Origin of the sequence: Mucilaginibacter sp. R-33 (assembly GCF_049949235.1) — a bacterium.
Classification (GTDB): Bacteria; Bacteroidota; Bacteroidia; order Sphingobacteriales; family Sphingobacteriaceae; genus Mucilaginibacter.
Genome location: NZ_CP188089.1, coordinates 6071335 through 6090135 on the forward strand (window position 1 = coordinate 6071335; position 18801 = coordinate 6090135).

An 18801-nucleotide genomic window follows, 5' to 3' on the forward strand; every position below is an offset into this window, starting at 1 on the left:
TTTTTTAGAAGGTATATTTTATTCCCAGTCCGGGTGCGATATCAAAAAATGGCCCTCTTGCCAGTTCAAGTCGCGGATTAAGGTCAAGGCTGATCGCAATTGGCGCCGAAGGGATAACATATTCCAAACCGATAACAGCATCGGCACCTATCAGGATGTGTTTGCCGTTGTAGTATTCGTCGTCGCCGCCAAAACGTTTGTAATAACCATTGCCTACCGAACCAAGGTGACCACCAAAGCCATAATAAAAGCTCAGTTTATCAACATTAAAAGCTTGCTGGTTTAATTCATACAGGCCGGTTAATACCACGCCATGATCGCGGATGCCCAGGATGCCTTCAAGCGCGGTGCCTTTATCCATAAAATATTTAACAGAGGGGCCAACTTCGTATGCGCCAAATTTTAAACCTACTGCTGTTTTATAGTCTTGGGCCTGTGAGTTTTTGCTGATCAATAAAAAGGATACGGAGAGTAATAAAAGGTACGTTAGTTTTTTCATGCAGATGAATTTAATGATTGACAATAATGTAGCTGTAACAAAAAAGTGACCAGCTTGTTTAGTTCAATTTTAAGCTTTTTTATTTCATGCAAATAAACGCCGGAATTGCGTTTTTATGCTATCTGAGTTAAAAAAACATTGTGCTTTGATTGGTATTGGATTGGTTTTCAACAGAAAAGAATGGTTTTGGATTGTTAAATTAAGCATCCAAATAAGTTATTTTAGTGAAAATTAATTGCTGTAATGACTATAAACCGTCTTGAAATAAATAATCCGAAATGCCATGTCCTGTTTTTATCCGTAATATTTTTTGTTTTGTCGGGATGTGCACCGGGGCAGCTCGGGCTCAATAACAGCGGTCAGTACCGCAATGGAATGGTAGTTTGCGCATATCCCGATGCCGCACAAGTGGGGCTTGATATATTGAAAAAAGGAGGTAATGCAGTTGATGCCGCCGTAGCGGTGCAATTTGCTTTGGCAGTCACTTTGCCCGAAGCCGGGAATATCGGCGGCGGCGGTTTCATGGTTTACCGTGCCGGTAACGGTAAAACAAGCACCCTCGATTTTAGGGAAAAAGGCCCGGGTGCAGCTAATGTTAATATGTATCTTGATTCGGCCGGTAATGTAATCCCCAATATGAGTTTGTACACCCACAAAGCATCGGGCGTGCCGGGATCAGTTGATGGAATGATTGAGGCTCATCGTAAATACGGCAAACTGAAATGGGCCGATTTGATTGAACCCGCCATTAAACTTGCCCGCAACGGTTTTAAAATAACCAAACATTTGGCCAGCGACCTTAACCGTACCGCCGAACAATTTAAAAAACTAAATCCAGGTAAAAATTATTTGGTAAAGGAAGGGGAATGGAAGGAAGATGATTTATTGATACAGGAAGATCTGGCCAAAACATTTGAACAGATCCGGGATAAAGGCCGTGACGGTTTTTATGACGGGCCTGTTGCGGATTTGATTGTTGATGAAATGAAATTGGGTAATGGCCTAATCACGAAAGATGATCTCAAAAACTATCATGCTGTTTGGCGTGATGCACTTGTTGGTAAATACAAGGATTACAAGATTATTACCATGCCGCCGCCTTCAAGTGGGGGGATTGCTTTATTGCAATTGCTGAAGTCGGTTGAGCCTTATCCGCTGAAAAGATGGGGCTACAATCAGGATTCTACCATCAGGCTTATCGTGGAGGCCGAGCGCCGGGTATACGCAGACCGTTCCAAATACCTTGCCGACCCTGATTTTTATAAAGTGCCGGTTGATAGCCTGCTCCAGCCGGCTTATATTACATCGCGCATGAAAAGCTTTCACTGGGACGCTGCTACGCCAAGTGCCAGTATCCAACCAGGCTCATTTGTTAGTTATGAAAGCGACCGGACCACGCATTATTCCATTGTGGACAGGGAAGGCAACGCGGTATCTGTTACTACTACGTTGAATGATAGCTTTGGCTCAAAGATCTTTGTAAGCGGTGCGGGCTTTTTGCTGAATAATGAAATGGACGATTTTAGCTCCAAGCCTGGTGTGCCAAACATGTATGGGCTGGTTGGTGGCAAGGCTAACAGCATCCAGCCTGGCAAGCGGATGTTATCATCCATGACACCCACCATTATTGAAAAGGACGGTAAACTGTTTATGGTAGTAGGAACCCCCGGCGGTTCAACTATTATTACTTCTGTTTTCCAAACCATACTCAATGTAATTGAATTTAATCAGAACATGCAGCAGGCCGTTGCTTCAAAACGTTTCCACAGCCAGTGGCTGCCCGACGAAGTAACTATTGAAAAGGACGGTGTTGACAGTACTACAGTTGGTAAGCTACAAAGCAAAGGATATAAGATTGTAACCACCCAATCCATTGGCCGTGTTGATGCTATCCTCAAAACTAAATGGAGCTATTACGAAGGCGGGGCCGACCCGAGAGGGGATGATACTAAGATGGGTTTTTAGTAGCAATAGCAGTTTTTAGTGGCTGGTATAATAGGCAGTAGCAGCAATTTTTAGTTGAAGGATAAATATCCAAAAGCATAATCGAAGCCTATAGCAAGAAGTCTCAACTATTACCGTCACCGCAACTATTAGTGACGCTGCAACTATCGCTGCTACTGCAACTAAATTTGCGTAATCAATAAGCATTTCTTACGTTTGGTATGCATGCATAATAATGTAAAACACCAGGAAACTATTGACTATTTTATAAAGATAGTATGGCAAACCATGGCTAACCGTTACAACCAGTTGGTGACGGAGTTTGGCTTTACACAATCAATAGGTTACCTGCTCATTAATATCGACGAAAAGGAAGGTACTACCGTATCGCAGGCTGCTGCCTTGCTGGGGCTTAAATCAACCAGCTTGTCGCGCATGCTTAGTCAACTGGAAACCACCGGGCTGATATATCGTGAAAGCAACGAAGGCGATAAGCGTTCGGTTAAAATTTACCTTACTGCGTTAGGTAAAGAAAAACGACACCAGGCCCGTGTAATAGTGCGCCAGTTCAATAATTACCTTGATGCCAACATCAGCGAAGCCGATAAACAACACCTCATCGAAACGCTTAAAAAGCTGAACAAGCTTACGGTTAACTATAAACCCTGATTAGTCATTTTGCTTCGCGTCATTGCGCTGCGCTGTCATTTACTCCGTGTCATTACACTGTGTAGTCATTAAGTCATTTGCCTGATGTTATGGGGGAACAACAATGACTTAATGACATTAAATAAATGACTGTGCAGCAAAATGACATTAATACACTTTTACTTAAAATTGAACGTTTTACCTTCGAAATATCCTTTATGGGGTATTTTAAACGGTGCCTGCTTTTTATTAATTGTTAAAAAGTGTTAAGCTGCCGTTTTTCTCTTTTAAAAGAATAAATTTGCCTTTTGAATTGATGAACAGGATACTGATAGTTTTATTGCTTTTAGGCGTTATTGCAGGTGGTTGCGTAAAATCATCCGTCAGTCCCTTAGTTCAATACAACAAGCAAAAGGAAATTGACGATAAGATCATAAGCGACTACCTGGCTGCCAATACATCGTTAAATGCGAAGCGGGTGGATACAACAGGCGTTTATTATATAGTAAACGATGGAGAAGGGGGAACAGGTAATGTGCTTTATACCAGTTCGACACAGGTTACAGTTGGTTATACCGGCAAAATACTAACATCGGGCGTTGTATTTGCCCAAACGGATAAGTTTCATCCCACCTATGTATTGGGGAGTGTAATAAAAGGCTGGCAATTAGGCATCCCGCAGATCAAACCGGGAGGTAAGGTTCGGTTGTTGATCCCATCGCGTTATGCCTATGGGCCATATGCACAGGATTCGATACATTTGCCGGCTAATTCAGTGCTTGATTTTCAAATTCAGCTGTATAATGTAACCAATTAATAAAGCCAGATAAAAGGACAATATAGGCCGGCGAGCAAAAGCTTTAGGCGGTTAAAAAAGACAAATTATAATAAATGAAACAAACTATTTTTACGCTCTTAGTACTTATCTCTATAGGCCTTATATCATGCCGGAAAGACAGGAACGATCCGGACATTAAGCAATATGACGAAACCCAGATCAAGAATTATATAGCGGCAAACAGCATCACAGGCATGTTACGTGATACCACCGACGGTGATACAACCGGTATTTACTACAAGATCCTTTCACAAGGCCGCGGTACACCGATGGATTACTCAGATCAGATCTCATTTGTATTTACCGTCCGCACGCTCGATGGTAAGTTTGTATCTGTTGACTCGCTTAATACAAACCATTTTTACGGTTACCTGGGACATGTTAGCAACTCACTGCCCAAAGGTTTACAGACAGCTATCCACAACCTCATAAAATATAAAGGTACGGCGGCAAGGGTGATCATCCCATCGCATTTGGCTTATGGCGTTAACGGTTACGGATCGGGCAGCTCAAGTAATGCAAATACTCATATCGGCGGTAACCAAAGTTTGGATTATTATATTAATGTGGTTTCAAACCAGGAGCTGTATGATGACGCTGTTATTAAAAATTATATCAAAACTAAAGGGCTTACCGGGTTTACCAAAACGGCTGACGGAGTATATATAAAAGTAGCTACACCTGGTACCGGTTCTGATTTAATAGACCTCGATTCATACATAACTTGCACCTATTCGGGCAAATATTTAAATGATACAGTGTTTGACAGTACCTCCCTGCAAGGGACAACCTCTTCATCTTTTACAGTTAGCGGTTTGGTTAAAGGTGCCCAGGAGGGTTTAACCGGGCAAACAGCCGGGTCTGCAGTATCTATCATAATACCTTCGAGATTTGGTTACGGCAACACTGGCAGTGGTTCATCAATAGCTGCAAATGTGGTGTTGTATTTTGACTTTACAGTAGCCACGGTTACTAATTGATGTAATTATTTAGCCAGCGCCTTTTTAAACGCTGCTAAACAACGGTCACGGGCTTTGCTGTGATCAACAATGGGTTTTGGATATTTGCTGAAGTCGGCATATTCCGGAACCCATTTTTTTATATATTGGAGCTCCGGGTCGAATTTTTTGGTTTGGGCATCGGGGTTAAAGATCCTGAAGTACGGTGCCGCATCGGTACCTGAACCTGCAGCCCATTGCCAGCCGCCTACATTGCTGGCCATTTCATAATCCAACAATTTGCGGGCAAAATACCGCTCGCCCCATCGCCAGTCAATCAGCAGGTCTTTGCTTAAAAAGCTGGCCACTATCATGCGCACGCGATTGTGCATATAGCCGGTTGTATTCAGTTCGCGCATCCCTGCATCAATGATTGGGAAACCGGTTTCGCCTTTGCACCAGGCATCAAACTGTTTTTCATCGTTTAGCCAATGGATGCGGTCATATTCCGGCCTGAAAGCCTGGTCCATAGTATGAGGAAAATGATGTAATATCATCATATAGAATTCACGCCAAATGAGCTCATTAAGCCAGGTTTTATCATCATGACTATAGGCCGTAGCTGCCAACTCCCGGATGCTTACCGTACCAAAGCGCAAGTGCATGCCGATATGTGAGGTGCCTTTAACGGCCGGGAAATCGCGTTTATCTTTATAGTCTTTAATTACGCTTTCGTAATTTTTATCTGGCAGGGGTACGTCGCTTTTTTCAAAGCCCAGCTCTCTTAGGGCGGGAATGGGTAATGCTTCGGTTTTATATAGGTTTTTAAGATACTTTTTTGTTGAGTAGGCTTTTAAATGGAACGGCTTCAATGTGCTATACCACTTGCGCTGATAAGGGGTGTAAACAGTATAAGGTTTGCCGTCGTCCTTCAGCACTTCGTCTTTTTCAAATATAACCTGGTCTTTATAAGTTTTAAGGGGGATGCCATGCTCTTCAAGTTTTGCGCGTACCCTATCATCGCGTTTAGTGGCGTAGGGTTCATAGTCTTGATTGGTGTAAACCGCGGTAATGTTATGGTCTTTGATGAGCTTATCCCAGGCGTGTATTGCTTTACCATAAAGTATCAACATAGTGCTGCCATGCTTATGCAATACTGTACTTAAGCTTTCAATAGTTTGATAAATAAACGTAACGCGGGCATCGTCCTTATCTTCAAGCTTGTCAAGAATTTCTTTATCAAAAATAAATACGGGCAAAACAGGATTGCCGCTTTTAAGGGCATGGTAAAGGCCTGCATTATCATCAAGCCGTAAATCGCGGCGGAACCAGAATATGCTAACCGGTGTTTTATGATCCATAAATTTCACTCAATGCTGTATCTATATCAGTAAATTTAAAATTGAAACCGGCGTCTTCAATTTTTTGTGCCGATACTTTGGTGCTTCCTAATACTATACTGCTCATCTCGCCCAATAAAAGTTTGAGCACAAAGCCCGGCACATTTGGCGCCCACAGTGGTTTATGTAATTGTTTGGCAACGGCATGGGTTAATTGCTTATTGGTGACAGGATTTGGTGCAACCATATTGTAAACGCCGCTGAGGTCCTTATTTTCGATCCCTAAAAGGTACATATCCACAACATCCTGCCAATGGATCCAGGGCACCCATTGTTTACCGCTCCCGATGGGTGAGCCAACAAATAATTTGATTGGTTGCGCGAGTGTTGGTAAAGCCCCGCCATCCTTATCCAGCACAACACCGGTACGAAATTTCAAAACCCGCATGCCAAGCTTTTCGCCCTCATCAACAGCTGCTTCCCATAAAACGCAACATCGCGATATAAAATCGCCGGTAGGTGCATTGGTTTCATACATCAACTCATTACCCCGGTCGCTATAGTATCCAACTCCCGATGCCGAGATTACTGAAGTAACCTGATGTTTTTGATATCTCAGCACATCGTATATCATTCCAATTGATTTTACACGGCTGTCTATCAGGTCTTTTTTGCGGGTATCTGTCCATCGTTTTTCGGCAATGCCTGAGCCGGCCAGGTGCACGATGGTGTCAACCCCATCAATGCAATGCTCATCGATAGTCCCTTTATTAATATCCCATATAAAGGTTTTCACCTTATCATTATTACCTGCCTTGCGGCTTAAATGACTTACGGTATAACCTTTAGCCAATAAAGCTTTGGTAAGGTGTCCACCCAATAGGCCCGATCCGCCGGTTAGTAAGATACTTTTGCTCATAATTTTCAGTCCATGGTCGATGGACGATAGTCCATAGTGATTTTATTTAATAAGCTATTGCTATGGACTATGGTCTATTGTCCATGGTCCTCGGTTTTTCCTGGTAATTTACAATTTCCCTTGCCATCCCCTTAAATATGAACAGGTGAAAGGGCCACATGGCGTACCAGTAAAGCCGGCCCCACAAGCCGCTGGGCCTAAAGGTAGCTACCTGGCTTAAACTTTGCTTACCGTGGCGTTCAATTATTTTAAATTCAAGCCAGGCTTCGCCTGGTAGTTTCATTTCGGCGTATAACAGCAGGCGTTTATTTTCCCGATCAGTCAATAAAACCCGCCAAAAATCAATGACATCACCAGGGCTTATATCAATATTGCTGGTGCGCCCCCTGCGTAAGCCAACACCGCCGAAAACCTTATCCAGGAACCCGCGGATGTTCCAGATCCAGTCCCAATAATACCAGCCACGGTTACCCCCTATGGAGAGCACGTTGGCAAATACTTCAGCAGCCGGGCGTTCAAAAGGCATTTTTACTTTATACTCCTGCGTGCCGTTTTGGGGTACTTTGATCTGGTCCATAAATCCTGGATTAAGGTAACCCTGGTTAAAGGCATCCTTCCAGCTTGATACAATAGAGTTTTGCTCTATCTTCACAAAGGCAAGCTCCAGGCACTCTTCATAAGTCAGGCATTTTCGTGGCACTACATCATCAATGCTATGATCGTGCATTATCGTTTCGTTCTTCATGCTGTTCACCAGGTTTTGGGCAAGGGTATAGCTTGTTGAAGTAACAAAATAAAGCCAGTATGATGACAGTTTGGGCGACAGGAAAGGTATGGTGATCATGTACCTTTTCAGCTTACGTACTTTGGCATAGGTAAGCATCATTTGTTTAAAAGAAAGAATATCAGGCCCGCCAATATCGAAAGTGCGGTTAAACGATTTTTCGTTCAGCATTATCCCTTCCAGGTAACCCAGTACATCACGGATGCCAATCGGCTGGCATTTGGTGTTCACCCAGCGCGGAACGGTCATAACAGGAAGCTTTTCGGTAAGATCACGAATGATCTCGAATGAGGCGCTGCCCGAACCGATGATAATTGCAGCTCGCAAAACAGTTAATGCGGCTTTGCCTTCTTTCAGCACATCCTCTACGTGCCGCCGGGATTCAAGATGGCGCGAAAGATTTTCGTCGTTGGTAATCCCGCTTAAAAAAATAACCTGTTTACAATTGGTTTTATCGAGTGCCTGTACAAAATTATGCGCCGAGAGGGCCTCGAGCGCTGCAAAATCCTGTGTTTGCGCCATGGAATGCACCAGGTAATAAGCAGCATCGAGATCTTCGGGAAATGCTTCGATATTTGATTCTTTAAGCAGATCACCGGTAATGAGGGTAACCTGCCCGCTGAAATCGCTGTGCTCATGAAAACGACGTTTATCACGTACCAGGCAAACTACGTCGTGACCGTTCTCCAGTAAAACCGGGATAAGCCGTGTACCTATATAGCCATTAGCACCAGCGAGTAAAACCTTCATGCATAGTGAAACAACAAAAAAGGCAGGCGGTTTTAAACAACAGTGCCTGCCTTATAATATGTCACCAATTAGTTAGAGCCTATAGGTTTACGCTGTCGACAACCACTACTTTGCTGCATAGCGGTTTTGCATATTCTTCGGCAAAGATGATATGGGTAGGGTCAACCTGGTAAGCCTCCTGGGCTTCGGGCGAATCAAATAAGATCAATAGTGATAAATCATATGAACGGTCGATCACATCGCGGTTGGTATTGGCCGGTACGCCGATATGTATATCGCGGATGTGCGGAATAGGAAGGAGGATGTTAAGCCCTTCAATCAGTTTATCTTTATCGGCTTTGTTGTTAAGCCAAAAATGTACGTGGTGGACGAATGTGTTTTGTAGTATTGGCATGGAGAAATAACGTGTTAAGTTGTAAAATTATTTTTAATGCATGCAGCCGGCGTAAACTCTTCCTTTAAAAACAAAGGCTGTTTTAAGCTTATTAATAACTTGTAAAGCGCTGTCGGCGCTGTTTTTGCTTTCGTAAATCCCGGCTACCAGAGCAATAGTTTTCGGACTTGTGTTATATTGGTAGGTATCAAGATATTCAAGGCTTAATGTTTTGGACGGAAATCTTCGGGGGTAATACTCGCCGGCATAAATTTCGTCTTCGTCTTTATCCGATAGCGCAATGAGGTCTTTAGCTTTGTTGTATCCCCGTTCCATCGTATCAATAGGAATATCGGATGATTTATTCAAGTCAAACATTATATCTCTGAGCGTATAATAATTGATACCGGTATCGGTAACTAAAATATAATAATTTGCATAAGCAGCCTCGTTATCGGTATTAGATGTATCAATAACTGTTGCTTTAATCTTAGTTGCACTTTTATAGGATGCTGGAAAAACTTTAAGTTTTTTGATTTTAGAAGAATTGATATCTGGTTTTGTATGCTTTGACTTGCAGGCAACTAATAAACACGCTATTAAAAGCAGGTATTGCACTTTCATAAATGGTGATAGGTTAATCCAAATATAGCTAATTACAAACTGGTTCAACTGCAAACCCAAAACTGCCAACTGCTTAATATTCCAATACCACATGCGGCTTAAAGGTATCCGTTTTAACCTCGGCCTTTAATTCATGTAAAATATTATACAACCCAAAATTGGTGCGGTTTACATAGATAAAATGTTTAACACCGCGGGCCTGTTTAAACTCGGGCATTTTTGATATACGCTCGCCAAAACCATATAACTGATCAAAAAATGCTGTTTGGCTAAAATCAAATGTGTCGGTAATATATGGTTGGGCAAACAGGCTTATCATCTCTTTATACTGAGTATAATAAAATTCAATCTGCGCCGGGGTATCACCCTTGTGGATCATATCCAGCTGGCGGAATGCCTTGATGGTTTCTTCCTTGTTATCCAGTAAATTGGTTGATGTAAGGGAAAAGAAGGGATAATAAAAATCCTCGGGCATTTCCTTAATGCAGCCAAAGTCAATGACCCCAAGTTTACCTGCTGGCGTGATCATAAAATTACCGGGATGCGGGTCGGCATGTACGGCGCGGAGCTCATGTTGTTGAAAGTTGTAAAAATCCCACAAAGCCTGACCTATCTGGTTGCGCAGCTCCTGCGATGGATTGGTGGCTAAAAACTCTTTCAGGTGTTTACCTTCCAGCCAGTCCATAGTGATAATTCGTTTACTACTTAGCTCCGGATAATATTTAGGGAAAACAACATTATTGAGATTGGCACAGGCATTGGAAAACTCAACAGACCGCCAAACTTCCAGTTCGTAGTCGGTTTCTTCCAGTAGGCGTTCTTCAACCTCTTTCATATATATATCCAGTTCTTTTTCGCTCATGCCCAGCATCCTGAAAGCAAAAGGCTTAACCAGTTTCAGGTCAGACGAGATAGAATCGCCTACACCAGGGTACTGGATCTTAACTGCAAGCTTTTTGCCATTTAGCTCTGCCTGGTGAACCTGGCCTATCGAAGCTGCATTGGTTGAGCGGATATTGAATTTATCAAAGATTTGATCGGGGTTTTTACCGAAATATTTCCTGAATGTTTGCACAATAAGCGGTCCCGAAAGCGGCGGCGCATTGTATTGCGATTGAGTAAACTTATCAACATAAGCCTGCGGCAGCAGGTTTTTATCCATGCTGAGCATTTGTGCTACCTTGAGCGCGCTGCCTTTAAGCTCGCTTAATGATTGATAGATATCAGCAGCATTATCCTCGTTCAACTCCGATTTATCCAGATCAGGATTGAATAGCTTTTTGGAGTAATGCTTAATATAGTTGCCGCCAATTTTAATGCCTGTTTTTACAAATTTGGCCGACCGCTGTACTTTGGTAGTGGGTATGCTATTTTGTTCGGGAGTGGCTCCCGGAGTTTCATCTGCCATAATTTTAAAATCCCATCTTATCCTTTATCCCGCCGTTTTGCACCAAAAACTTACCATATTCAAAAAGGTTGTCGATAGGCGAGCGCTGGAAAAGATCAAACGTTACATTTATTCCTTTTTCAATAGCCTCATCGGTTTTTTCAAAGCCGGCCGAATTATCGTTAATCCAGAAGTTAAGTACGAAAACGAACTGGATCCATAAGGCGTCTTTATACTTTTTGGAGAAATATTTACGATCGCTTAGTTCGGTGCTTTCAATTCCTTCCTTCAAAATCTCATCTGCAAAGCCCTCAAAAATGTCCTTCAGCGGACTGAATATCCTGGGTGTTGTAAAACCTTTAGGTTGCTTTTTAATGCTGTAAACCGCGAAGCTGCGGCTGCTTTTCAACAACTCAAAAAAACCGTAAAAAAATGATAAAGCTTTTTCACGTGCTGTATAGCCTTCCCAAACTTCCTGTGCACGGATCTCGGCTAATGTTTTGGTTGCAAAGCCTGCCCAGATCCCCTGCTCAACCGCTTCAAATGAACCGTAGAACTGGTAAAATTCGGCTTCGCTCATTTCATTTTGCTTTGCGAAGATATAAACCGATTTAGGCTGCTCGCCTTCGGTTAACACATAATCGATATACGCGGTCTGGATGCTTTCGATAGTTGCCATGTTGATTGGAATTTAAGCTTCACCTAAAACCTCTCCAAAGGAGGGGACTTTTGAGCTGATATGTTAAAATTGTAAAATCTCATAAATTATATAACTCCCTATCCATTTGAAGAGGGCTGGGGTGAAGTTATAAAAACTGCTCCACCACCTGTTGCAGCTGCCTGGCCTGTACCACACCGCTTTGGCGCCATTTGCTTTGCCCTTTTTGAAAGATCATAAGGGTAGGCACACTTTGAATACGGTACGCGCTGGCTGCCGCAGGATTTTTGTCGATATCTATTTTGATGATCTTTACCTTATCACCTAACGCTGTTTTAACATCGTGCAGTATAGGTGGCATCATTTTACAAGGGCTGCACCACTCGGCCGAAAAATCGACCAGTACCGGTGTTTCTGATGCTATTATTTCCTGGAAATTTGCCATAAGTATTTTATTAGTTGTTCATGGTTCATGGATGATAGTTCATAGTACGGGCATTATAGTGATGCCTGTTTTCTGTAGATAAGCTAATTGCTATGAACTATGATCCATGAACTAAATGCTATTCAAATTTAACCATTAACCCGCGTAAAAGTTTAGTGTTTTAATATCAAAGCATCGGCTATGAAGTATATTTACTTTATGCAAACAAAACTAAGCACTTACCTATTCCTGGTACTCTTTGCGCTCCCTTTTTCGGGTTTGGCCCAGGGCACTGTTGTACCGCTTTGGCAAAACGGAGCGCCGGGCTTCGAAAACCGCCGCAACGAGCCAGAGCAGGCTAAAGACTATTGGGTTAAAAATATCCATAATCCATCACTTACTGTTTTCCTGCCGCCGAAGGATAAAGCTAATGGCGCCGCGGTGGTGATATGCCCCGGCGGCGGCCATCGTTTGCTGGTATACACTGCCGAAGGTGTTGATCCTGCAAAATATCTTAATACTTTGGGTGTTACGGTTTTTGTGCTGAAATATCGTTTAGGCAGGGATACACTATCGCCATACAAAATTGATGTACATGCCAAACAGGACGGCTACCGGGCGATGCGGCTGGTACGCAGCAAAGCAGCTGAATATGGTTTGGATACAAACCGCATCGGGATGATGGGTTTTTCGGCAGGCGGCGAAGTAGTTGATATGGTTGCTTATGGCGAGAGTAAAGGTGACCCCGGAGCCTCCGATCCGATCGATAGGTTAAATGCCCGTCCCTCGTTTTTGATCCAGATCTATCCGGGACCGCTTTATATTCCCGATAAACTGCCCTATGATGCCCCGCCGGCATTTTTGTTAGCCGCTAATGATGATGTTTGCTGCTCGCCATCGGTAGTAAAACTACTGCAGCGTTACCGGGAAGCAAAAATACCGGTTGAAATACATATTTATACCCAGGGCGATCATGGCTTTAATATGGGTTACCGGTCAAAGCTGCAAGGCATCAGCACCTGGCCTCAACGCATGGCCGACTGGTTGAGCGATAATAATTACCTGCACCCGGCAACAGCCAAAAGGATGAAACTTCATTAAGTACAGTAAAAAAATAGGATTATAAAAAGAGAGGCATATGCATAACTTAACAGCATAGCCTCTTCTTTTAACAATAGCCCTTATTGTACCCCTACGTTCAGGACTAATGTATCTTGTAACAGCTTTCGGTGAAAGCTGTGCGTTTTGTAATGAATCTCCCCGGTTCGTATTAATTCATTTTTATACAATTTTCTACTACTTCGGTACGCCGGCCAAATGAATAAGTGGCGTCATTAACAAATTTGTAACTCAGCGTAGCTGTTTTTACTGTTGAAACCAATACCACGCCTGAAGCATTATCAACCACAAGTACACCATTCGTATTACTGTTTTGTTCAGGTGCTGATGATGTACTGGTAAGCATCAGGTTGGTATACTTGTCAGGCTGTGTTGATTGGTTTACTGTATAAGTAGTGTTTATCTTCTCATTACCCGAAGATATATTGCTCACCCAGCTTGCATCCGTTTTTAATGCTTCCGAGTTATCTGCAACCAGGTTTAAGCGTGTGCCGGTTATAAACTGATCCTGTTTAAAACCTGCGAATAATAACAGCGTGTCGGTAGCGTATCGCTCATCCGGATCATTTACATCGGTTATGATCCCATTTTTATCAATGCTGAGCGTTACCGATTTGCCTATAAGACTTTGCAGTGCCATCTGGATGTATGAGCTGGTATCGGCAGGCCTGTCTGAGCTGTATTCCATTTTTTTACCAAAAGGCATCCATTGTATCGTCGATGTGACTTGTGGTAACAGTTAAAACAAACCCGCTACGGGTAATACCTGTAACCTTATAGCTTTTTGATATTGATGATGTTGTATTGATATTGAATGTTTGCTTCCCCCGCTGCAATATACTTGCCGCACTTATATAGGTTGTTTTATTGTACTCATCGCCCTGCTTAAACGTAAGTTCGCGGCGTTGAGCTTTGCTGAAGCAGGCTGCGAACAGCAATAAAGCCATTAATGCCGTTTTTATATTGAAGAGGTGTGTTTTCATTTTTTTAATCGATTTATATTATCCCCTGTTGGATTGAAAAGCTAAATATAGATCACTGTTTACTAATGGCTTGGCATATGGGTCGGTGGCGGCATATGGGTCGGTGGCGGCATATGGGTCGGTGGCGGCATATGCGTAGGTGGTGGCATATGGGTTGGTGGTGGCATATGGGTCGGTGGCGGCATATGAGTCGGTGGCGGCATATGAGTAGGCGGCGGCATATGGGTTGGCGGTGGCATATGTGGCCCCGGTCCCGGTGGCGGCGGAGTGGGCGGAATGTTAGGTGGTTTAATCGGTGGCACTGGTATTACCGGTTTATACGGCGGTGGAGGTAGTGGCGGCACTGTGGGTGGCGGAATTACCGGTGGTGGTGGCGTATAAGGAGGTAGCGGTGGTGGTACATTCCAATCTGATTGATTGTTTCTGCTTTGGGCAGAAGTCTGCTTAATGCTTATAACTAAAGTTGCGGACACGACTAATGCTGCTATGATTATCTTTTTCATAGATCTTATATGTTTTAATGAAATAATTAATTTTTTGCTGAGAAAGAATTATCGTCGGTTTAGGGAGAGGGGGTAACCGATGGAGAATACCATATTGGCTTTATTATTGGTATACCGGGTAAGGTTTGCAACCCCTACTGCTAAACTTAAAGGCACCGGGAGCGGTCGGATCCCCGCCGAGATACCGAGGTTCATGCCGGTCCATTCGGCATTTACGTTTACATGGTGTATAAGTTCGTAGGATACGCTGCCAAATACTGCCGTACCGTGTTTTCCTCTGCCGGCAGCAATATCTTTGGGGCTTTTTTCGTAAAACCGGCCACTGCCTATGCCTATTGTATAACTAAGCCTTGAGCAGCCCGGGGTTAATGATTTAATGGTTTGTATAGCATGGGTTACGGCAAGATAATAGGTTGAGCCGGAAGCGTCTGATTGCCTTGCATTGGCAAACATCTGCAATGCCCCGGCCGAGATACTTGTACCTGCAAATAGCTTACGGCTTATTATGAAGTTTCCTGAAAAATCCCTGAACCTGTGCACATCCGTCATGTTTAAACTGGCGGCAAAGTTTATTGCTTTTACAGGATTACCAACGCATGCCCCTGCAGAGGCGATCAGATCGGCTTTGTTGTCCCTGTACACTTCAGGGTAGGTAGCGCCAAGGCCTCCAAACAGGTAGGTGCCGTATCCCCCAAAGCCCGATGGAATTAATATGCCGCCGGGGGCATCGCTTGGGTACAGCTCATTTTGTGTTGATATTGTTTGCTGGTTGGTTTGAGGGACAGGGGCCAGAAAGTTGTCTATTTTTTGCGTGAGTTCTTTTTCAAACTGGTTTTGGCTATAAACAGCTTGTGTACTCAAACAAAATGCGCCGGTAATACAGCAAATAACTGCCCATATTTTGGTTTTGCAGATCATTTTAGTAAACGGATTAGGTGTGTTTTGATGATTGTGATGAACAGATCAACGCCAGCAGGCAATGATCTAATGTAGGTAATTTACCTGCAAAAAAACAACGGACAATCTTTTGTTTTTCAGATAAAATAACCTGTTGAACGGTGAGTTTGAGATGATTGTAATAATAAAATTTAACGTGCTGCTGTTAGCAGGCGTTATATCAGAGGTACATACTTGTGGCTTTTTCATTGTGATTTGGATTGTTTTTATATCACAAGTTTACGGAGCCCGGGGAGGGCACACAATACAAAGTAGTTTGTATTTTGAGCTGATGAGGGTTGGGAAAGTTTGATCGGAAGGTTTTTTACGAGAGATAAATCAATAACGCCTCCTTACATTTTTATGCAAAGAGGCGTTATTGATATTTTTAATGAATGGTCCGGGTTATTTTTTCTCATCCAATACAATCCACCTGTTTATGGTATTATTCAATCCTTCTATAGCAACTTTATAAAATTTAGAGGGTATATTTTTAACATCGACCAGCACATGCTCATTAGTAACCGGCACAGTAGCTAACAGCTTATAATCATCGGCTTTACCTTCTTTAAAAGTATTATCGGCTGCTACCCAAATCTTAACACTGCCTTTGGGATCAAGTGCTTTCCATGTGATATCCAATGAGCCCTGCAGATAGTTAGCGGCAGGCTCTGCCACTGATAGCGGACCGATAAGCGAGATCCCATCCATCTCACGTTGTTGTGCTTCGGGTACTTTTAAATTTAAAAAACTATTGATAGAGGGCGTTATATCAACAATACCCGGGGTATAGAATTTAGCATAGTTATTAAGCGGGCGGTAGCTGGTAACCATCCAGGTTGAGCGCTGGCGGGTGCTTTGACCACCGTGGTTTTTACCGGTTGCTTCGTCGCGGCCATGATCTGTTGTGATAAAAATCAGCCAGTCTTCTTTAAAATGCTGCCTCCTGTATTGTATTGCTGCCCAGATCTTGCCTACCTGTGCATCCATTTTTTCAATAGCATCATAATATAGCGGGCTATCGCCGTATTTATGCCCCATGTCATCGGTATATTCCAGGTATACCCATGAAAGGTCGGGAGCTTTATCTTTAATACAATCCGCTGCCGATGCTGCTACCTGCTCATCTATCAGGTGCATATAGTTCCCGGCTTTATCATGCGGAAATTTAACGGTATCCAGTTCATAACCATCATAAGCAAAATCAGGATGGATGTTACCTGCTGCGGATAACCGGTCCCCAATTAGCTTGGTGCGGTTATCTGTCCAACTGCTAAATACGGCTGTCTTTTTGTTGGGATAAGCATTTTTAAACATCCGGAATATATTCCAGTAATTATAGTTTGGTGCTTTGATGTCGTTGCCCCAAACGTTGTGTTTGTTAACCCAGGTAGCGGTAAGTAAGCTGTTGTAGCCATTTGCCGATATGGTTGGCGTTTGCGAATAACCACCTTTTTCGCCGCCAACATGCGCACGTAGGTAGGTGCCCTGCTTAGCTATCAGTTTCAGGTTAGGGGTATTCAATTTTTCAATAAGATCTGCAGGGATGCCATCTGCAATAATAAAGACTGCTTTGCGGATCTGGGCGGTGGTATTTAGCCCGGCCGATATCAGGAGGACAAAAGCTGCGGTTTTAAGTAGATTTCGCATCGATATAAGTAATGTTTTAAAAGACTAAATTACGGTGTTTTAAAAGTACAGGCGTTAAAAAATTGTTATGCTTTTTGGGCTGTTATATTTTTAACGTGTTGTAGCGTAAATGATTTACAAGGCGTAATGTAATTATAAACCTATCAGCCATGACGCGCAAACTAACCTTACTTTGTTTTGGGATTTTAGCTATAACCGCTTGTAAAAAGGGAGGTATCAGCCCAGTTAATAAAGATCCGGGTAAAGACCTGGTGCTTTCCGCAACCGAACAGCAACAGATTGGGCCTGGTAATGCTTTTACCTTAAAGCTTTTCAGCGCTAATGTAAATAGTCTTGACGCGGATAAAAACGTCATCATTTCGCCATTAAGCGTAAGCTTTGCCATAGGTATGACCAGTAATGGTGCCAGCGGGCAAACCCTTACAGATATCCGCAAAACCATGGAGTTTAGCAGTTTTACCGAAGAACAGGTTAACAATTACTATCATAACCTCATCACAAACCTCCCCGATCTCGATCCAAATACTACGCTTAAAATAGCCAATTCCATTTGGTACGCTAATAATTTTACGGTGCTGCCTGCATTCCTGAAAACCAATACCGATTTTTATAATGCCGAGGTGAAATCCCTCGATTTTAGCAATGAATCAGCATCTCTAACTGCTATTAATGGTTGGGTAAGCCAGCAAACTAACAGCAAGATTCCAAAGATCCTCGATAAAATTTCGGATGGGGCCCGGATGTACCTCATCAATGCCATTTATTTTAGAAGCATATGGAAAACCCGTTTTGATGCAAAAGCAACATTCAAGGCGCCGTTTCGTTTGTCAAATGGCGGCACTGTACAAGCTGATTTTATGACCAATAGCCATGCTGACCTTAAAAGCGCATATTATAATGGTACAAACGTGGTTGAACTGCCTTATAGCAACAGTAAATACAGCATGATATTGATGATGCCTGATGAAGATATAAAAGCCTTTGCGCAGAGCCTTGATTCCGATAAATGGAATTTACTGATGGGTAAACTCACCGCCGGTAAATCGGACATTACCATGCCCCGGTTTAAATTTAGTTATGATATTACACTGAATGATATTTTAAAATCATTAGGGATGAGCATTGCCTTTAGCGATATGGCTGATTTTAGTCGCATTAACGCGGGTGGTGGACTTAGTATATCCGAGGTGAAACACAAAGCTTATATTGATGTGAATGAAGACGGTACCGAAGCCGCGGCAGTAACATCTGTTGGCATAGTGACCACGGCAGCCCCACCAACTCATGTTTTTAATAAACCTTTCATTTTTGCAATACGTGAAATGAAAACCGGGCTGATACTATTTGCAGGGATAGTGAGAAACCCAACGCTGAGTGAATAAAATGCTCTCCGGGTTTACCCAAAATAGTTTTAATCGCTTCAACATACTTATGATACCAGCTTTAAGTATTCGGTGTTATTTTTAAGCATGGTAATGCCTTGT

At 42.9% G+C, this 18801-nt stretch carries 19 protein-coding genes; 6 read left to right on the forward strand and 13 right to left on the reverse strand.

What is annotated here, in order from left to right; genetic code table 11:
• Nucleotides 1-4: 4 nt before the first annotated feature.
• Nucleotides 5-499, reverse strand: a complete 495-nt coding sequence (locus ACP26M_RS25215) for a hypothetical protein (protein WP_426584310.1) — start codon at nt 497-499, stop codon at nt 5-7.
• 243 nt (nt 500-742) lie between these two features.
• Here ACP26M_RS25215 and ggt point away from each other — a divergent pair, with 243 nt between their 5' ends.
• The 4 genes from ggt (at nt 743) to ACP26M_RS25235 (ending at nt 4909) form a co-directional block, all read left to right on the forward strand.
• Nucleotides 743-2464, forward strand: coding sequence for a gamma-glutamyltransferase (gene ggt, locus ACP26M_RS25220; protein WP_426584312.1), 1722 nt, complete (start codon nt 743-745; stop codon nt 2462-2464).
• 204 nt (nt 2465-2668) lie between these two features.
• Entirely contained in the window at nt 2669-3112 is a 444-nt protein-coding gene (locus ACP26M_RS25225) for a MarR family winged helix-turn-helix transcriptional regulator (protein ID WP_090530294.1), read from the forward strand.
• A 295-nt stretch (nt 3113-3407) separates the two neighbouring features.
• Nucleotides 3408-3908 carry an FKBP-type peptidyl-prolyl cis-trans isomerase gene (locus ACP26M_RS25230; RefSeq protein ID WP_176625283.1) on the forward strand — a complete coding sequence of 167 codons (501 nt, stop codon included), beginning with the start codon at nt 3408-3410 and terminating at the stop codon, nt 3906-3908.
• A gap of 74 nt (nt 3909-3982) precedes the next feature.
• Entirely contained in the window at nt 3983-4909 is a 927-nt protein-coding gene (locus ACP26M_RS25235) for an FKBP-type peptidyl-prolyl cis-trans isomerase (protein WP_373615170.1), read from the forward strand.
• A gap of 5 nt (nt 4910-4914) precedes the next feature.
• Here ACP26M_RS25235 and ACP26M_RS25240 read toward each other — a convergent pair whose 3' ends face one another.
• The 8 genes from ACP26M_RS25240 to trxA form a co-directional block, all read right to left on the reverse strand.
• The gene (locus ACP26M_RS25240) at nt 4915-6228 is read right to left on the reverse strand and encodes a cryptochrome/photolyase family protein (protein WP_426584316.1); all 1314 of its coding nucleotides are present in this window, start codon (nt 6226-6228) and stop codon (nt 4915-4917) included.
• Entirely contained in the window at nt 6218-7126 is a 909-nt protein-coding gene (locus ACP26M_RS25245; RefSeq protein ID WP_426584318.1) for a TIGR01777 family oxidoreductase, read from the reverse strand. The genes ACP26M_RS25240 and ACP26M_RS25245 overlap by 11 nt, the downstream gene beginning before the upstream one ends.
• A 67-nt stretch (nt 7127-7193) precedes the next feature.
• On the reverse strand, nt 7194-8660 hold the full coding sequence (locus tag ACP26M_RS25250) for an SDR family oxidoreductase (protein ID WP_426584320.1): 1467 nt from the start codon (nt 8658-8660) through the stop codon (nt 7194-7196).
• Between the two features lie 79 nt (nt 8661-8739).
• Nucleotides 8740-9054, reverse strand: coding sequence for a Dabb family protein (locus tag ACP26M_RS25255; protein ID WP_426584322.1), 315 nt, complete (start codon nt 9052-9054; stop codon nt 8740-8742).
• A 33-nt stretch (nt 9055-9087) separates the two neighbouring features.
• Nucleotides 9088-9657 carry a hypothetical protein gene (locus ACP26M_RS25260; RefSeq protein WP_426584324.1) on the reverse strand — a complete coding sequence of 190 codons (570 nt, stop codon included), beginning with the start codon at nt 9655-9657 and terminating at the stop codon, nt 9088-9090.
• A 73-nt stretch (nt 9658-9730) separates the two neighbouring features.
• A complete protein-coding gene (locus ACP26M_RS25265; RefSeq protein ID WP_426584326.1) occupies nt 9731-11065 on the reverse strand; it encodes an ABC1 kinase family protein in 1335 nt (444 codons plus the stop codon).
• 4 nt (nt 11066-11069) lie between these two features.
• The gene (locus tag ACP26M_RS25270) at nt 11070-11723 is read right to left on the reverse strand and encodes a TetR family transcriptional regulator C-terminal domain-containing protein (protein ID WP_426584328.1); all 654 of its coding nucleotides are present in this window, start codon (nt 11721-11723) and stop codon (nt 11070-11072) included.
• 127 nt (nt 11724-11850) lie between these two features.
• A complete protein-coding gene (gene trxA, locus ACP26M_RS25275) occupies nt 11851-12147 on the reverse strand; it encodes a thioredoxin (RefSeq protein ID WP_426584330.1) in 297 nt (98 codons plus the stop codon).
• Nucleotides 12148-12327: 180 nt separating this feature from the next.
• Here trxA and ACP26M_RS25280 point away from each other — a divergent pair, with 180 nt between their 5' ends.
• Nucleotides 12328-13227, forward strand: a complete 900-nt coding sequence (locus ACP26M_RS25280; protein WP_426584332.1) for an alpha/beta hydrolase — start codon at nt 12328-12330, stop codon at nt 13225-13227.
• A gap of 169 nt (nt 13228-13396) precedes the next feature.
• Here the strand turns inward: ACP26M_RS25280 and ACP26M_RS25285 are convergent, their stop codons facing one another.
• From ACP26M_RS25285 to ACP26M_RS25300, 4 genes are all read right to left on the reverse strand, one after another.
• Entirely contained in the window at nt 13397-13933 is a 537-nt protein-coding gene (locus ACP26M_RS25285; RefSeq protein WP_426584334.1) for a hypothetical protein, read from the reverse strand.
• Nucleotides 13934-13937: 4 nt separating this feature from the next.
• Nucleotides 13938-14228, reverse strand: a complete 291-nt coding sequence (locus ACP26M_RS25290) for a hypothetical protein (RefSeq protein WP_426584336.1) — start codon at nt 14226-14228, stop codon at nt 13938-13940.
• A gap of 551 nt (nt 14229-14779) precedes the next feature.
• On the reverse strand, nt 14780-15649 hold the full coding sequence (locus ACP26M_RS25295) for a hypothetical protein (RefSeq protein WP_426584338.1): 870 nt from the start codon (nt 15647-15649) through the stop codon (nt 14780-14782).
• A gap of 423 nt (nt 15650-16072) precedes the next feature.
• Nucleotides 16073-17317, reverse strand: a complete 1245-nt coding sequence (locus ACP26M_RS25300; RefSeq protein WP_426584340.1) for an alkaline phosphatase family protein — start codon at nt 17315-17317, stop codon at nt 16073-16075.
• A 149-nt stretch (nt 17318-17466) separates the two neighbouring features.
• On the opposite strand from ACP26M_RS25300, the gene ACP26M_RS25305 reads away from it, so the two are divergent.
• Nucleotides 17467-18699 carry a serpin family protein gene (locus tag ACP26M_RS25305; protein WP_426584342.1) on the forward strand — a complete coding sequence of 411 codons (1233 nt, stop codon included), beginning with the start codon at nt 17467-17469 and terminating at the stop codon, nt 18697-18699.
• The last annotated feature ends 102 nt before the right edge of the window (nt 18700-18801 follow it).

Excerpts from the sequence above, each read along its gene's own strand:
- ACP26M_RS25215 (WP_426584310.1), bottom strand. The coding sequence starts at position 499 with ATGAAAAAACTAACGTACCTTTTATTACTCTCCGTATCCTTTTTATTG.
- ggt (WP_426584312.1), top strand. The coding sequence starts at position 743 with ATGACTATAAACCGTCTTGAAATAAATAATCCGAAATGCCATGTCCTG.
- ACP26M_RS25225 (WP_090530294.1), top strand. The coding sequence starts at position 2,669 with ATGCATAATAATGTAAAACACCAGGAAACTATTGACTATTTTATAAAG.
- ACP26M_RS25230 (WP_176625283.1), top strand. The coding sequence starts at position 3,408 with ATGAACAGGATACTGATAGTTTTATTGCTTTTAGGCGTTATTGCAGGT.
- ACP26M_RS25235 (WP_373615170.1), top strand. The coding sequence starts at position 3,983 with ATGAAACAAACTATTTTTACGCTCTTAGTACTTATCTCTATAGGCCTT.
- ACP26M_RS25240 (WP_426584316.1), bottom strand. The coding sequence starts at position 6,228 with ATGGATCATAAAACACCGGTTAGCATATTCTGGTTCCGCCGCGATTTA.
- ACP26M_RS25245 (WP_426584318.1), bottom strand. The coding sequence starts at position 7,126 with ATGAGCAAAAGTATCTTACTAACCGGCGGATCGGGCCTATTGGGTGGA.
- ACP26M_RS25250 (WP_426584320.1), bottom strand. The coding sequence starts at position 8,660 with ATGAAGGTTTTACTCGCTGGTGCTAATGGCTATATAGGTACACGGCTT.
- ACP26M_RS25255 (WP_426584322.1), bottom strand. The coding sequence starts at position 9,054 with ATGCCAATACTACAAAACACATTCGTCCACCACGTACATTTTTGGCTT.
- ACP26M_RS25260 (WP_426584324.1), bottom strand. The coding sequence starts at position 9,657 with ATGAAAGTGCAATACCTGCTTTTAATAGCGTGTTTATTAGTTGCCTGC.
- ACP26M_RS25265 (WP_426584326.1), bottom strand. The coding sequence starts at position 11,065 with ATGGCAGATGAAACTCCGGGAGCCACTCCCGAACAAAATAGCATACCC.
- ACP26M_RS25270 (WP_426584328.1), bottom strand. The coding sequence starts at position 11,723 with ATGGCAACTATCGAAAGCATCCAGACCGCGTATATCGATTATGTGTTA.
- trxA (WP_426584330.1), bottom strand. The coding sequence starts at position 12,147 with ATGGCAAATTTCCAGGAAATAATAGCATCAGAAACACCGGTACTGGTC.
- ACP26M_RS25280 (WP_426584332.1), top strand. The coding sequence starts at position 12,328 with ATGAAGTATATTTACTTTATGCAAACAAAACTAAGCACTTACCTATTC.
- ACP26M_RS25285 (WP_426584334.1), bottom strand. The coding sequence starts at position 13,933 with ATGGAATACAGCTCAGACAGGCCTGCCGATACCAGCTCATACATCCAG.
- ACP26M_RS25290 (WP_426584336.1), bottom strand. The coding sequence starts at position 14,228 with ATGAAAACACACCTCTTCAATATAAAAACGGCATTAATGGCTTTATTG.
- ACP26M_RS25295 (WP_426584338.1), bottom strand. The coding sequence starts at position 15,649 with ATGATCTGCAAAACCAAAATATGGGCAGTTATTTGCTGTATTACCGGC.
- ACP26M_RS25300 (WP_426584340.1), bottom strand. The coding sequence starts at position 17,317 with ATGCGAAATCTACTTAAAACCGCAGCTTTTGTCCTCCTGATATCGGCC.
- ACP26M_RS25305 (WP_426584342.1), top strand. The coding sequence starts at position 17,467 with ATGACGCGCAAACTAACCTTACTTTGTTTTGGGATTTTAGCTATAACC.